This is a genomic window from Polaromonas hydrogenivorans, assembly GCF_040105105.1.
Classification (GTDB): domain Bacteria; phylum Pseudomonadota; class Gammaproteobacteria; order Burkholderiales; family Burkholderiaceae_C; genus Polaromonas; species Polaromonas hydrogenivorans.
Window position 1 is genome coordinate 1 of sequence record NZ_CP157679.1, and the last position, 13,625, is coordinate 13,625.

Below are 13,625 nucleotides of genomic sequence, written 5' to 3' on the forward strand. Positions count from 1 at the left end.
ATGCACATCAAGCAAAAGGCAATTTTCCCTTCGATAGACATAGAAGCTTTGAACCTGGTTGTTGACAATGCGACTGCAGTGATCCAGCAGGCGCGCAGGTCAATGCTTGCGCCCAACTCAAGAAAGACCCCCCCTACTTTCAATTCCTCAAGGCTCGCTGAGTTATGCGGTCTTGAGATGACGCAAGTTCTTTACCTCGCGAAGAAAGGTGAATTACCATCTGGTGAAAAGGAAGGTTCAAGCAGGCGTGAATGGACTTTGGCTGAGGCACGACAATGGGTTCGTACCATCAAAGCTGAAACCTTGCGAGATCCTAAGCTCTCAGCAGCCACAACAATCGCAGTAGCGAATTTCAAAGGGGGGGTTAGCAAAACTACAACAGCAGCAGCAGTTGCCCAAGGCCTTAGTTTGCTTGGTCACAAAGTTCTTGTAATCGACACAGACCCGCAAGGCTCACTAACAACCTTGTTTGGGGTATTGCCAGATACAGAGGTTGAAGCGCACCATACGATATTGTCGCTTTGCAGCGGAGAATCAGAGTCCATCATGGAAGCAGTACAACCAACTTACTGGGATGGAATTGATCTGGTTGCGGCGGCTCCGGTTTTGTTCAATGCTGAATTCCTTTTACCGGCTCGTCAAAAAACTGAATCAAACTTTGCATTTTGGCAAGTCTTTGATAGCGGTTTGGAAGAAGCCCGTGATATTTATGATGTGATCATCATCGATACTCCTCCTTCACTGAGCTATATCACGATCAACGCACTAATCGCTGCAGATGGGGTTGTTATGCCACTTCCGCCAAATGCACTTGACTTTGCATCATCCATCCAATTCTGGAGCCTTTTTACTGAAGTTTGCGAAAGCTTGTTCAAGGCCCGTGGAGACACGAAAAAGTTTTCGTTTTTAGACATAGTTCTTGCCCGCGTGGATAAAGCTGATGCTGTAAGCCTTGATGTCCGTGAGTGGATTATTCAGGCTTATGGTTCGAAGGTGCTTCAGGTTGAGATCCCAAAGACTTCTATCGCTGCTACAGCATCTGCAGAATTTGGCACCGTCTATGACTTAGATTCAAGCAGCGCCCAAGCAAAAACATTGAAGCGAGCTCGAGATGCGTATGACGAACTAGTCAAGCACTTAGCTTTACAAATTTCTGGAGTGTGGGAGGCTGATATTGAAATAGGAATGAGCCAGCCTGTGAAATTTGCAGCATCTAAAGGGATTGTGTGATGGCTGAAAAAAAATTGTCAATCAAGCAGCGGACCCGTTTGTCAGTTCTCGATATCAACGGTTCTCCAAATGCATTGCCAAGCCAACCTCAACTTCAAGTTGAAAAGAAATTGAGCTCAGGGCCAGCACACTCAATCGCAGCAATGATGCAAGACGATGCCCTCAAGGATGAAAATAGAAAGCTTAAAGAAGAACTTGAAACATCTACGATTCAGATTGCCAATCTAAGTCGCGAAGGTACTTTTTGGTTGGATGCTACGCCGGCAAAAAAACTAGATCCGTCTATTGTTGGACCCAGTAAATGGGCAAATCGCCATGAAGATAGTTTTAGAAACTTCGAATTTGAAAATTTGAAAGCTGACATCCGGTCTGCAAACGGCAACGTGCAGGCAATAAAGGTTCGCCCGATTCCTGGCATAGAGCCTCAGCGCTATGAAATCGTTTTTGGACACCGTCGACACCGAGCATGTCTTGAGCTTAAATTGCCGGTACTTGCAATCATTGAATCACTCAATGAGCAATCGATGTTTGAGCAGATGGACCGAGAGAACCGTCAACGATCTGATCTAAGGCCATATGAGCAGGGTGAAATGTACCGGCGCGCGCTTGATGAAGGCTTGTATCCATCGCTAAGAAAGCTTGCAGAGGCTCTCGGTGTATCGCATAGCAATGTTTCACGTGCAGTTAATATTGCCCGTCTGCCAGTTGAAATTTTGGATGCCTTCCCTTCACGTCTTGAAATTCAGTATCGTTGGATCGAGTCACTTGCCGAGGGTGTCAAACAAAATCCAGATTTACTGATTTCAAAAGCTAAAGAAATCATCGACTCACGCGAAGATGGAAAAGGTATTTCACCGAAACAAGTTTTTGATAGGCTTACAAATGCAGAGTCAAATCCAACCGGTAGCAGAGAAGTCATGGTTGGGGGTAAAAAAATTCTTACGATCAAAGAATCAAAAAATAAAGTGACCTTTGAACTCGGTGTTGTTTCTGCTCAGAAGCTGAAAAACATTGAAAAGTTCATCCTCCAAACCTTGGCAGATTGATTTATAAACTTGCTAAGGTTGAGATAAATAGGGGTGGTGCATGGTGCACCACCTGACAAGCAGGACTTCATAAGCCGAAATTTTTAACGGTGCACCGCGAAGAATAGAAAGCCTGGCGCGAGAAAGAAGGCAGTGGTGCACCATGCACCACATTTCCAAGACGTTAGAAATGGGGTCATTGCAGGTATGGTGAGGCCGCACCTATCGCTCATCGTTCAATAGCTGCATTTCTTAAAGCAGGCATGACCACACAACACATGCACAGGACTAAGTTTTTCATCACTTGAACGCTTTTCCCAGTTCATCAACCCTCCGTTTGATCGGTGCCCGGCCGTAGATGGCCGTGGTGGTCTGGATGCTGGCATGGCCCATCTGCGCCTGGATCACATCGAGCGGCACCTGCCTGGCGATGGCCCGCGTGCCGAAGGTGTGGCGCAGCCAGTGGGTGGTGGCCCCGGCCAGGCGCTCGCGCTCGTTCGCCGGCAGGCTCGAGGCCCGCACCGCCCGCGCCAGCCAGCCCTTGACATGCTCGTAGAGCGCCTGGTAGCCCACCGGCGCCATCGGGTCCAGGCTGCTCGCCAGCAGGGGCGCTGCTGGCGGCGCCGCCTGGATCGATCCCAGGCCGCGCACGGCCAGGTAGTCCTGCAGCGCATGCAGCGCCTGCCCGGGCACGGCCGCAATCCGGTTCTTGGCGCCCTTGCCGTGGACCTGCAATACCCATCCATTCCACCCTTCGGGCTCCATGCGCAGGTCGCCCAGCGTGGCCGAGAGGAGTTCGGCCGAGCGCAGTCCGACCGCCTCGACAAACAACACGATGAAGCGGATGCGGGCGCGCGAGGGGGAGGGTGCCTGGCCGTCGATGAAGCGAAGGACCTCGCGCATGGCCGCTTCGCTCAGCGCCTTGGTGTCCAGCATCTTGTGGCCCGGGTCGTCGCCCGTGGCCTGGTTCACAAGCACCCAGGGGTTGCTAGAGAGATACTGCGCGGATTGAAGCCAGGCGAACATCGAGGCGATGATGACGACCGCCTGGCGGCAGCTCGCGTGCGAGAGCTGGCCGCGAAACGGCGCCCAGCCGGGCTGGCTAGGTGCGGCGCGAACCCGGGAGATCCAGCGCGGCGGGATATTCTGCAGGAACGCCATGAACGCGCCGCAGTCGGCGACCCCCATCTGCGCCAGCGTCGCGCCCCGGCATTCGTATTGCAGCCACAGCAGCAGCCGGTGCGCCTCGCGCTGGTACAGCCGGACGGTTGCGAGCGAGCCGGCCCGGGCCTGGATCCAGCTCTGCACGGCCTGCAGGTCCGAGCTAACCTCCAGCAGGGCGCGCGCCAAAGCGGCCTGCGAACTATCGTCCAGGACACGCTCGCCTTCACGCGCATCAGGCGCGCGCGCTGATGTGCGTGAAGGCGAGGGCACACGAAACAGGCCAGGCGCCCGGCTCAAGGCAAAGAGCGGCTTGAGGGGCGCCACCTCGCGCGGCAACAGCGTGGCCAGGTGGCGTTCGATGCGCCGGGCCTTGGCCACGCCGACAGCGGGCAGCGAGCGGTACCACACCCCGCCGGCCGAGACTCGGGCGTTCAGGTCGCCCAGCGTCGTCATGCCGGCGGCGGTGAGCTTGGCCGCCAGCGCGTCATCGAACCAGCCCGCGACCAGGTCGCTTGCCATGGGGATTTCTGCGGCCAGGCCCTCGAGGCGGCGCAACAGCGCGAGCTGGCGCTCGCGCAGGCGCTGGCCGCGCGCGGTTTTTCGATCGGCCGGATGGGCTTCTTCGTAGAGTGCGAGTGCTTCGCTTTGTGAAAAGCCGTCCAGGCCCTGCGCCTCGATGAAATCCGCCAGGGCAGGGCGCGGCTCGCCCGCGGGACTCTGAAGACGCAGACCAACCAGGCGCCAGGCGCTCTCGCCCCGCCGGCGGGCCACCGCGCGCACCGCGTCAACCGCCTGCCGGTGCGCCGTGACGGCTTCGTGGCCGTGCTCGACGCCGAGGTAGCGCCGGGCCGAGTCGCTAAGCGCCAGCCCTTCGGCGCAGGCGCGCAGGTGCGCGAAGTGGTGGGGCCCGAGCCGGCGCACGAAGCGCCCGGCAGGGGGCGCCGACAAGGTGGCGGAGGGCGTCGCGTTGGAGCGGGCCATGGGTCGTTACGCCTGCGGGAAGGGCAGGGCGGCGGGCCTGGACCGGCGCGCCAGGGTCAAAACGCGGTCTGCCAGAACGACCCAGGCGCGCCGAACGCAGGGATGTCCAGGGGTCGGGCAGGGCGAGGCCTTCCAGGCCGCTGGCGGGGCTGCAATCGCTTCGAACTCGCCTGGCGGGGCCCGCCGCCGCATGAGGGCAAGCCCAACCCCGGCACTGGGACGGCGGGTGCGCCCGGGCTGGGCGCCCGCCGGCCCCGGGGTGCGCAAGTCGTTGTCGGGATTGAAGTTTTTCATGGCGTGCTGGCTGCTGGCTGTTTTGACCGGCTTATTTTACCCTGAGATAATGACACTTATCTTAGGGCTGTGGGCCGCTGTCGGGACCGGGAAGGCCGTTCAAACGCCGCTCATTTGCCTAAAAGTGTTGCTATCTTTGGCCTAAAAAAGTTCCGGTCGAACCGCTGACGCAAACTCCCGGCCAAAAGCATCTGGCAGCAGGCATCGCTCCCTGAGTGCCCTTTGCACATTCGTTCATTTCGAGAACACTTTTAGGCCAAGCGACACGTCAAGTACATTTTTAGGCCAAGGAATTTGGCCTGATTTTGATACCGGATTTTTTGAAAATCAAGTGAATCAATGCCTTACGCCAGACGCCTGATAACACTTTTAGGCAAATGAACGTTCGTTCACACAACTAAATTTGACCCTACCTTGCAAGTAATTTTGACCCCGTTCCTGTCCAAGGTCATCGGAGCGTCTCAGCGCGGCACAAAACGGCCCCAACAGCGGCCAAATCGCGCGGTTAGCCCTTTGACGCACTCGTGCCTGGGCGCCATCAAGGGTCAAATTTGCTTGAAACCGCCAGCAAGGCTCAGAATTACTTGCATGCCGCAGCGCTGAAACTGGCGTTGTGGGCAGTTTTCAAGCAAATTTGACCCTTAAATTGGGGTCAAATTTAATTGTGTAGACGTCGTCCAACGGCTTGAAACCGCGCCTGGCGGTGCGGCCGAGTTAACGAAGCCTGCAGGATCAAGCCGGCTGGCCGCAAGGCGACTTGAGAATAATTCTGGTCCTGTCCACTCCCGCTGTCAACTGCTCGTATTGCAGGGATGAACGTCAACGGGGCGGTTCTGAAAATCATCTAGCCGGCCACCCGCCGCTGAGATTGGTGGCGGAATTAAAGTGGGTTAAAGCTATCTCCTTACTGATGTTACGCAGTCGCCCAGAATAGCTGAAGCTGGGCATAGGCGGTGCGAGATGCGTTGATGAGTAGCTTGCGACAGAGTGCAAAGGGATTGAGCTTGTTCTTGATGCTCAAACATTCGAGTTTGAACGCGGCGTAAATCGACATGAAGACGTGGTTGCTTTGGGTTCGCACCGTTCGCGTCGGGGACTTGGCCAGATTGGCATTGGACTTCAAGGATTTGTGAAACACCTCCACTTGCCACCGTTTTTTGTAGGTCGTGGTGATGGCGTCATAGTCGCAAGTCAAGTCACTGCAAACCAGATGCAATATCCCGGTGCTGCCATCCTTGTTTTTAAAGACTTGGCGGACCAGGCGGACTGCTTTCGCATATCCCTTGAGCCAGCCTTGCACAGCGGTTTGTTCTGGAAAATGCAGCTCATCTACGCGTACAAAACGCTTTTTTTTCCTGTCCTCTTCACTCAATGCCACCAGCCGGTTGTCCTTGAGTGCGGCAATGAAATGGCGCTCCTTGCCCGTGATGAAGTCGAAGTTTTCCTTTGAAGAAAACCAGCTGTCCATCAATACGAAGCGAAATTTCAAGGCGTTGCCCAGGCAGACCTCGATCATATTTCGCATAAGTTCATTTTTCGTCACCTCACTTTTTCGTTTGACCCGCCGGGTCTTGATGTCGCAGTATTGAAGCGGCTTTTTAACCAACTCAAACGCTACTGGAATGGACGTCCCGTTGCAGTGGTACAGCGCGTTCAGAAGGTTGATCCCTTTGACGGTGCGACCGCTGCAATGGTCAAAGTGCCAGCACATCAACTCGCTCTCGTCCGTCCAGGCCTTTTTCTGGATCGTGTCGTCAAAAATCAGCACGCCCGCCTCGCACTCCACCGCTCTGACGGTCGACTTCACCTGCTGCCACAGATCCTTGGACGTGTACTCTTGAGCCGATAAAAACCGCGTGATCTGGTCATGACTCACCTCGCCTTCAACCATCGCTGACAGGCCCGTCGCCGTTGCAGCACCAAAGGTGCTCAACAAATAGTCCGCATACAAATCCAGGTCAACTTTTTTCATCCGTGAAGCCTATCAGGGGGCGGCTGCGTAACATCAGCTCCTTATACATAGCGCATGACTGAACTGGCGCGCATAGCCCCTCCATCTCCTGTCCGTTGTAGTCCAGCTCCGTCGTGTCCTGCAGACACAGCACCACCTTGTGCTCGGCCATGCGCTTTTGGCTCGCGTCCCAGTGCGCGCTCATCACGTCATCCCAGTTGACATCCTGGTTGCGCAAAAAACGGTAGGCCGCAGTCGTCTCGCTCCAGTTCTCGCAGGCTCCGGGAATGCTGGCTCCAGGTTTTTGCCCCAGTCGATCGGCCAGTAGCACGGCCCGCCGGTCCAGACGGGCATCGCCCAAGTCCAGCGTTTCAAACTCTTGTTCTGCCCAGCCCATCAACCAGATCCTTCAGTAGTGAGCCGCCGATGGTACGACTTGTGTATAACGAGATGGGTTAAAGCAAGTTCGCAAACTCACTTTAATTCTGCCACCAACCTCAGCGGGGGAGGCCGGCTAGATGATTTTCAAAACCCAGCTGGTTGACTGTGTTTAATCGCCAGATCAATCAAAGGTGAACTAAAAACAGATGAAATCAAGCCACCAATAATTTCTTACCGCCTAGTTCCAAGCAAAGTACCAAGCATCACCGCAAAGAATCCAAAAATATGCCACCCACTTAATGATTCACCCAACAAAACGATCGAGAAGAAAACCCCAAATACAGGTACCCAGTAGAAAAATACCGCCGTACGCGAAACCCCGACAACAGAGATCGCACGATTCCAAACAAGACTAGTTACGGCCGTAGAAACAATACCAGAAAATAGGATTAGCATCCACGGCCACCAACCAGGAAACCACGCATAAACAGAAGAACCAGATGACTCAATTAAATCATGAAATAGCAAAAATACAGCACCAAACAGATAGATGAACCAACTAATAAATAATGCGGAAAAATCTCTCGCAAGATATTGAACAATCGCACCTCCAACAGCGAAACTAATCACAGCAGAAACAATCATCAAATCACCGACTCCGCCATCAGATATGCTCGCATTCGGATGACTGAAAACAACAGCCACAACACCAAAAAAACCTAAAATCACTCCAAGTATTTGCTTTAAAGTCAACCTCTCCCGAAAGACAAAGGCTGCTAGCAAAGCCGACGCAAGCGGGCTCAATGCATTGATTAAAGAACCATTAGTTGCAGTCGAACGCCGAAGCCCTTCATTGAAAAGAATTTGATTAACATAGACCATGAGAAATGCACAGAGCACCGCCGCAACCAACTGCCGCCAAGTCAATGCCGGAAAATGCACCCCCTTTGCAAGAAAGATAATGGTCAACACGATGCTCGCAATAATCATACGCAATGCTGCAAATGCCGCCGGCTCAAACCAAGTTATCGCAATCTTAATAACAACAATATTTAGCCCCCAGATGGCCATTGTAGCGATCAGCGCCCCATAAATCACCTTGACATCTAGTTCACCTTTACTTATCAAAAAAACTCCCTATAAAGTTACAACAAGCACCTCACCCAAATACAAAAACAAGGACAAAAATCGATCGCCACCAAAATTAAAATAGAACATATAAGATATGAATCTATTAAATTTATCAGATTAAATATATTTAATGCTATTATCTTTAAACTCAGATAAAATACAGGCTCAATAAAATTAATCACCTACACATGAAGTGCAGTAGAAGTATTCAATTTTATTTGATTCGCAGAAAATGATTACTTCAGCAGCGCCTTGAGCAATTTCGCCATTTCCGACGGATTGCGCGTCACGGTGAAGCCGCAGGCTTCCATGATGGCCAGCTTGGCGTCGGCCGTGTCGGCGCCGCCAGAGATCAGCGCACCCGCATGGCCCATGCGCTTGCCGGCAGGCGCGGTCACGCCGGCGATGAAGCCGACGATGGGTTTCTTCATATTGAGCTTGCACCATTCAGCGGCTTCGGCTTCGTCCGGGCCGCCGATTTCGCCGATCATGATGACGGCGTCGGTGTCCGGGTCTTCGTTGAAGGCGCGCATCACGTCGATGTGCTTGAGGCCATTGATCGGGTCGCCGCCAATGCCGACGGCGCTGGACTGGCCCAGGCCGATTTCGGTCAGTTGCGCCACGGCTTCATAGGTCAGCGTGCCGGAGCGGCTCACGACGCCGATGCGGCCCTTGCGGTGGATGTGGCCGGGCATGATGCCGATCTTGATCTCGTCGGGCGTGATCAGGCCGGGGCAGTTGGGGCCCAGCAGCAGCGTGCGCTTGCCCCCTAGAGCTTCCTTGGCCTTCATGCGGTTGCGCACTTCGAGCATGTCCTTGACCGGGATGCCTTCGGTGATGCAAATCGCCAGGTCCAGGTTGGCTTCAACAGCTTCCCAGATGGCAGCGGCAGCGCCTGCGGGCGGCACGTAGATCACCGACACCGTGGCGCCGGTCGCCTGGGCGGCTTCGCTCACGTTGGCGAAAATCGGGATGCCTTCGAAGTCTTCGCCGGCTTTCTTGGGGTTCACGCCCGCCACGAACGCTTCTTTGCCGTTGGCGTAGTCGCGGCACATGCGGGTATGGAATTGACCGGTCTTGCCGGTAATGCCTTGCGTGATGACTTTGGTGTTTTTGTTGATGTAGATCGACATGATGGTTCTCCGGGCTTACTTGACGGCGGCGACGATTTTCGTCGCGGCTTCGGCCATGGTGTCTGCGGCGATGATGGGCAGGCCGGAGTCGGCCAGCATCTTCTTGCCCAGGTCTTCGTTGGTGCCCTTCATGCGCACGACCAGCGGAACCGAGAGGTTGACGGCCTTGCAGGCGGCGATGATGCCGTCGGCGATGGTGTCGCACTTCATGATGCCGCCGAAGATGTTGACCAGGATGCCCTTGACTTCAGGGTTCTTGAGCATGATCTTGAAGGCTTCGGTGACCTTCTCAGCCGTGGCGCCGCCGCCGACGTCCAGGAAGTTGGCCGGCTCGCCGCCGAACAGCTTGATGGTGTCCATGGTGGCCATGGCAAGACCCGCGCCGTTGACCAGGCAGCCGATGTTGCCGTCCAGCGAGATGTAGGCCAGGTCAAACTTGGAAGCCTCGACTTCGGCCGGGTCTTCCTCGTCCAGATCGCGGTAGGCGACGATTTCGGGGTGGCGGAACAGCGCGTTGGGGTCGAAGTTGAACTTGGCGTCCAGCGCCATCAGGGCGTTCTTGCTGTCGCGGTTCAGGGGGTTGATTTCCACCAGCGAAGCGTCGGTGTCCATGTAGCACTTGTAGAGCTTCTGGAAAATGTCCACGGCCTGGGCGGTGGACTCAGGCGGCAGGCCGATGCCGTTGGCAATCTTGATGGCCTGCTCTTCGCCCAGACCCGTCAGGGGGTCGATGAACTCGGTGATGATTTTCTCGGGCGTGGAGTGCGCCACTTCCTCAATGTCCATGCCGCCTTCGCTCGATGCGATGAAGGCGACTTTCTGGGTGGCGCGGTCGGTGACCAGGGAGACGTAGTATTCCTTCTGGATGTCGGCGCCGTCCTCGATGTAGAGGCGACGGACCTTCTGGCCTTCAGGGCCGGTCTGGTGCGTGATGAGCTGCATGCCGAGGATTTCGCCGGCGATTTCTTTGACCTGTTCAATCGAGCGCGCCAGCTTGACGCCGCCGCCCTTGCCGCGTCCGCCCGCGTGGATCTGCGCCTTGACCACCCACACCGGGCCGCCGAGTTTTTGCGCGGCTTCCACCGCCTCCTGCACCGTGAACGCAGGAATGCCGCGCGGCACTGGCACACCAAAATTGCGCAAGATTTCCTTGCCTTGGTACTCGTGAATTTTCATAAGGTCTCTTCTGTTAATGTTGAAGTCGGTTTTCCAATGTTTGCATGTCATCGAATCAGACACGCCGCTATGCGAAACGCATAAATGACGCAGGTTCATTGCACGGAGGGCACCCGTCATCCCGAATAACGAAATGGTTTGACTACCAAGTCAAGCCGCCGCGGTGTCACGCGTATGCAAGTAGTCAATCTGTGACGCTGGAATGAAGCATTACTAGGCGAATGGTCGCGCAGCAGGGGGAATCGGACCAGATAAGTCTGAAAGCCCTGCCGCTGAGCCAAAGAATGAATCGAACTGCACCGCAAAGATCTCCAGCGGTCCTGATGCAAGACGAAACCATGGCGAGTGGCCATAATTTTCTGATACACCTAGACCTCTTTTCCTTACCTGGGAAAAGTAAGTTCAATACAGGTAGTTACGAAATTTCTGGCAAAAGGTCGGGGTTCACCCGGATCAAATCTTAGTGTTCTGGCTTCCTTTGAGGCACAAAGTCTCGCGGGCCTCGGCGGGCGATGCGATTTGCAAGCCCATGCTTTCGAGAGTAAGGCGGATCGCGCGTACCTGCTCGGCGTTGGACTGCGCCAGACGCCCCTTTGACAACCACAAGGAGTCTTCCAGACCCACGCGCACGTTACCGCCGACCAACGCGGAGGAGGTGGCGATGCGCATCTGCAGCGTACCGGCTCCCAGCACCGACCAGATGTATTGGTCGCCAAACAAGCGGTCCGCCGTGCGCTTCATGTGGGCGACGTCTTCAGGGTGGCCGCCAATACCGCCCAGGATGCCAAACACCGATTGCACGAAGAACGGAGGCTCGATCAGCTTGCGGTCAATGAAGTGCGCCAGGGTGTAGAGGTGACCGATGTCGTAGCACTCGACCTCGAAGCGGGTTCCCGCTTCTCGGCAGGAGGACAGGATATTTTCGATGTCGGAAAAGGTGTTACGAAAAAAGCCCGACCGCGAACCTTCAAGGTAATTGCGCTCCCACCCTTGTAGGTCCTTGTAGCGCCCGAGCATTGGGTACAGGCCGAAGTTCATGGTGCCCATGTTGAGTGAGGCCAACTCGGGTTCAAACTCTACGGCGGGACGCAAGCGATCGGCAATCGACATCGTTTGGGAGCCGCCGGTCGTGATATTGAGCACCACGTCGCTCTTGGCCTTGATTTCCTGCAGAAAGGGCTTGAACAGGCCGGGGTTCTGGTCGGGTTCGCCGGTCTGCGGGTTGCGCGCGTGCAGGTGCACAATCGCGGCCCCCGCCTCAGCAGCGCCGATGGCGGCCAGGGCGATCTCAGCGGCCGTTACGGGCAGATGCGGTGACATCGATGGTGTGTGGATGCTGCCGGTGACGGCGCATGTGATGATGACTTTGTTTTTGCTGGACATGGGGTACTCCTAGTGCGGCGCTGATTCAGACGGGGTCTTAGGTCGAGAAGGAGGGCAAGCGAACCTCCTTAATCTTTCCGGGCAATTTGCGACCGACGATTCGCTCGGCTAGGAGGCTGCTGGCGATGAGCTTGTCGAGATCGATCCCAGTCTCGTAGCCTTCTAGCAGACAGAGGTACACCAGGTCCTCGGTACAGATGTTCCCTGCGGCGGCCTTGTTTCCGGCGAACGGACAGCCCCCCAGGCCGCCGACGGAGGCATCGAAGCGGCGGATGCCCATCTGCAGGCCAACATAGGCATTGGTCAAGCCCGTGCCTCGGGTGTCGTGTAAATGCAAGGCAAGTTCGAGGTCGGGCCAGCGCATCTTGATCGCGTCAATCACGGTTTGGAGTTTGTGTGGCGACGCCGTGCCGATGGTGTCGCAAAGGTACATGGCTTCATACGCCATCCCCGTTTCCTGCCCCAGTGTCAGCAGGTCGCTGATGGAGCCAAGCACTTTTTCCGGCGAGATTTCGCCCTCGTAGTTGCAGCCAAAGGCGGTGAACACATAGCCTGCGGCGGTGTTCAGGCCCGCACTCTTGTACGCTTGCGCCAGCGTTCTCTGGCCTTCTAGCATCTGCTTACGGGTTTGCTTGGTGTTGCGCATGCCGAAGGTCTCGGAGGCGCTGGTCACAAGGGTGGGCTTAAGATCCACAGGGGTCGCCTGGGCTCGCTCAAAGCCTTTCTGGTTCAGCCACAAGCCGGTGTACTTCACCTTGGCCCGCTTGCGAATTTGAGTGATCACGGCCTCAGCATCCGCCATTTGCGGCACCTGCTGCGGGTTCACGAAGGAGCAACAGTTGATCTCCTGCAACCCGGTCTCGGCCAAGGCTTCGATCAGTGCCACCTTGTCGGCAGTGGATATGCCGGGCGGCTCGCTCTGGAAGCCCTCGCGAGGACCTTCCTCGCAAATCTGTACGAATCGTGTTGACTTCTGGGTGCTCATCAACGGCCACTCCACTGCGCAGAGCGCTTTTCGTTGAACGAGGCGATACCTTCCTGCGCATCCTTGGTCAGCGAGAGAGTGCCCAACTGGGTTTCCATGTAAGCCAGGGCCTGATCGATGGTCATGTCTTGGGTGGCACGCAAGGCGTATTTGCCACGGCGAATGGCTGTCGGGGAGTTGGCCGCGATTGTCTGGAGCAGCGAGGCAAGCTTGCTGTCGAGTTCAGCCTCGGCCACCACGTAATTGAGCAGGCCGATGTCCAGGGCCTGCTGGGCGTCGATGTTGGCACCGGTGTAGCACAGCTCGGCAAATATACGTGCCGGGATGATGCGGCGCAGCGTGGCAGCCACCTGCATCGGGAACATGCCGATCTTGACCTCGGGCAGCCCGAACTTGGCCTGTTCCGTGGACACAGCCATGTCACACATGGCCAGCAGGCCCATACCACCCGCCAAGCAATGGCCATTAATGCGGGCGATCAAGGGCACTTGGGCATCAAAAGCCGCGCGCATCAGGTCGGCGTAACTGGTCGAAGGCTTCGAGTAGTCGAACTCAAAGGTGGCCGAATCAGACTTCAAGTCACCACCGGCACAGAAAACGCGGTTGCCCGCGCCGGTGATGACGATGGCTCGCAGGGCGCGGTCCTGGAACGACTGGCGGATATGGGAGGCCATGGTCTCCAGCACCGCGTCGTTCAGTGCATTGCGCGATGACTCGCGGTTAATCGTCAACCAAAGCACTTGGCTGCGCACTTCAGCCAGAACATGAAGTGGGTTTGAGATGTTGCTCAT

At 55.9% G+C, this 13,625-nt stretch carries 12 protein-coding genes; 2 read left to right on the forward strand and 10 right to left on the reverse strand.

The genetic code is table 11. From position 1 onward, the window contains the following. Both ABLV49_RS24850 and ABLV49_RS24855 read left to right on the forward strand, forming a co-directional pair. On the forward strand, positions 1-1,230 hold the full coding sequence (locus tag ABLV49_RS24850; protein WP_349283218.1) for a ParA family protein: 1,230 nt from the start codon (positions 1-3) through the stop codon (positions 1,228-1,230). Next, complete coding sequence (locus ABLV49_RS24855; protein WP_349283220.1) at positions 1,230-2,276, forward strand: ParB/RepB/Spo0J family partition protein; 1,047 nt, start codon at positions 1,230-1,232, stop codon at positions 2,274-2,276. The genes ABLV49_RS24850 and ABLV49_RS24855 overlap by 1 nt, the downstream gene beginning before the upstream one ends. Positions 2,277-2,555: 279 nt before the next feature. On the opposite strand, the gene ABLV49_RS24860 is transcribed toward ABLV49_RS24855, so the two are convergent. From ABLV49_RS24860 to ABLV49_RS24905, 10 genes are all read right to left on the reverse strand, one after another. Then, on the reverse strand, positions 2,556-4,400 hold the full coding sequence (locus tag ABLV49_RS24860; RefSeq protein WP_349283222.1) for a phage integrase family protein: 1,845 nt from the start codon (positions 4,398-4,400) through the stop codon (positions 2,556-2,558). Positions 4,401-4,406: 6 nt separating this feature from the next. Further along, positions 4,407-4,694, reverse strand: a complete 288-nt coding sequence (locus ABLV49_RS24865) for a hypothetical protein (RefSeq protein ID WP_349283224.1) — start codon at positions 4,692-4,694, stop codon at positions 4,407-4,409. A 913-nt stretch (positions 4,695-5,607) separates the two neighbouring features. Beyond that, the gene (locus tag ABLV49_RS24870; protein ID WP_349283225.1) at positions 5,608-6,666 is read right to left on the reverse strand and encodes an IS701 family transposase; all 1,059 of its coding nucleotides are present in this window, start codon (positions 6,664-6,666) and stop codon (positions 5,608-5,610) included. Next, positions 6,653-7,042 (reverse strand): IS4/Tn5 family transposase DNA-binding protein, encoded by a 390-nt coding sequence (locus tag ABLV49_RS24875; RefSeq protein ID WP_349283227.1) that lies wholly within the window; start codon positions 7,040-7,042, stop codon positions 6,653-6,655. The genes ABLV49_RS24870 and ABLV49_RS24875 overlap by 14 nt, the downstream gene beginning before the upstream one ends. 215 nt (positions 7,043-7,257) lie before the next feature. Next, positions 7,258-8,154, reverse strand: coding sequence for a DMT family transporter (locus ABLV49_RS24880; RefSeq protein ID WP_349283228.1), 897 nt, complete (start codon positions 8,152-8,154; stop codon positions 7,258-7,260). Between the two features lie 239 nt (positions 8,155-8,393). Then, on the reverse strand, positions 8,394-9,290 hold the full coding sequence (gene sucD / locus ABLV49_RS24885) for a succinate--CoA ligase subunit alpha (RefSeq protein ID WP_349283229.1): 897 nt from the start codon (positions 9,288-9,290) through the stop codon (positions 8,394-8,396). A 15-nt stretch (positions 9,291-9,305) separates the two neighbouring features. Then, complete coding sequence (gene sucC, locus ABLV49_RS24890; RefSeq protein ID WP_349283230.1) at positions 9,306-10,466, reverse strand: ADP-forming succinate--CoA ligase subunit beta; 1,161 nt, start codon at positions 10,464-10,466, stop codon at positions 9,306-9,308. A gap of 453 nt (positions 10,467-10,919) precedes the next feature. Continuing rightward, positions 10,920-11,849 (reverse strand): 3-keto-5-aminohexanoate cleavage protein, encoded by a 930-nt coding sequence (locus tag ABLV49_RS24895; RefSeq protein ID WP_349283231.1) that lies wholly within the window; start codon positions 11,847-11,849, stop codon positions 10,920-10,922. A 37-nt stretch (positions 11,850-11,886) separates the two neighbouring features. Further along, complete coding sequence (locus ABLV49_RS24900; protein ID WP_349283233.1) at positions 11,887-12,834, reverse strand: hydroxymethylglutaryl-CoA lyase; 948 nt, start codon at positions 12,832-12,834, stop codon at positions 11,887-11,889. Beyond that, positions 12,834-13,625 (reverse strand): enoyl-CoA hydratase-related protein, encoded by a 792-nt coding sequence (locus ABLV49_RS24905; RefSeq protein WP_349283235.1) that lies wholly within the window; start codon positions 13,623-13,625, stop codon positions 12,834-12,836. Before ABLV49_RS24905 ends, ABLV49_RS24900 begins: the two co-directional genes overlap by 1 nt.

Excerpts from the sequence above, each read along its gene's own strand:
- ABLV49_RS24900 (WP_349283233.1), bottom strand. The coding sequence starts at position 12,834 with ATGAGCACCCAGAAGTCAACACGATTCGTACAGATTTGCGAGGAAGGT.
- ABLV49_RS24870 (WP_349283225.1), bottom strand. The coding sequence starts at position 6,666 with ATGAAAAAAGTTGACCTGGATTTGTATGCGGACTATTTGTTGAGCACC.
- ABLV49_RS24905 (WP_349283235.1), bottom strand. The coding sequence starts at position 13,625 with ATGAGCAACATCTCAAACCCACTTCATGTTCTGGCTGAAGTGCGCAGC.
- sucC (WP_349283230.1), bottom strand. The coding sequence starts at position 10,466 with ATGAAAATTCACGAGTACCAAGGCAAGGAAATCTTGCGCAATTTTGGT.
- ABLV49_RS24865 (WP_349283224.1), bottom strand. The coding sequence starts at position 4,694 with ATGAAAAACTTCAATCCCGACAACGACTTGCGCACCCCGGGGCCGGCG.
- ABLV49_RS24855 (WP_349283220.1), top strand. The coding sequence starts at position 1,230 with ATGGCTGAAAAAAAATTGTCAATCAAGCAGCGGACCCGTTTGTCAGTT.
- ABLV49_RS24895 (WP_349283231.1), bottom strand. The coding sequence starts at position 11,849 with ATGTCCAGCAAAAACAAAGTCATCATCACATGCGCCGTCACCGGCAGC.
- ABLV49_RS24875 (WP_349283227.1), bottom strand. The coding sequence starts at position 7,042 with ATGGGCTGGGCAGAACAAGAGTTTGAAACGCTGGACTTGGGCGATGCC.
- ABLV49_RS24850 (WP_349283218.1), top strand. The coding sequence starts at position 1 with ATGCACATCAAGCAAAAGGCAATTTTCCCTTCGATAGACATAGAAGCT.
- sucD (WP_349283229.1), bottom strand. The coding sequence starts at position 9,290 with ATGTCGATCTACATCAACAAAAACACCAAAGTCATCACGCAAGGCATT.
- ABLV49_RS24860 (WP_349283222.1), bottom strand. The coding sequence starts at position 4,400 with ATGGCCCGCTCCAACGCGACGCCCTCCGCCACCTTGTCGGCGCCCCCT.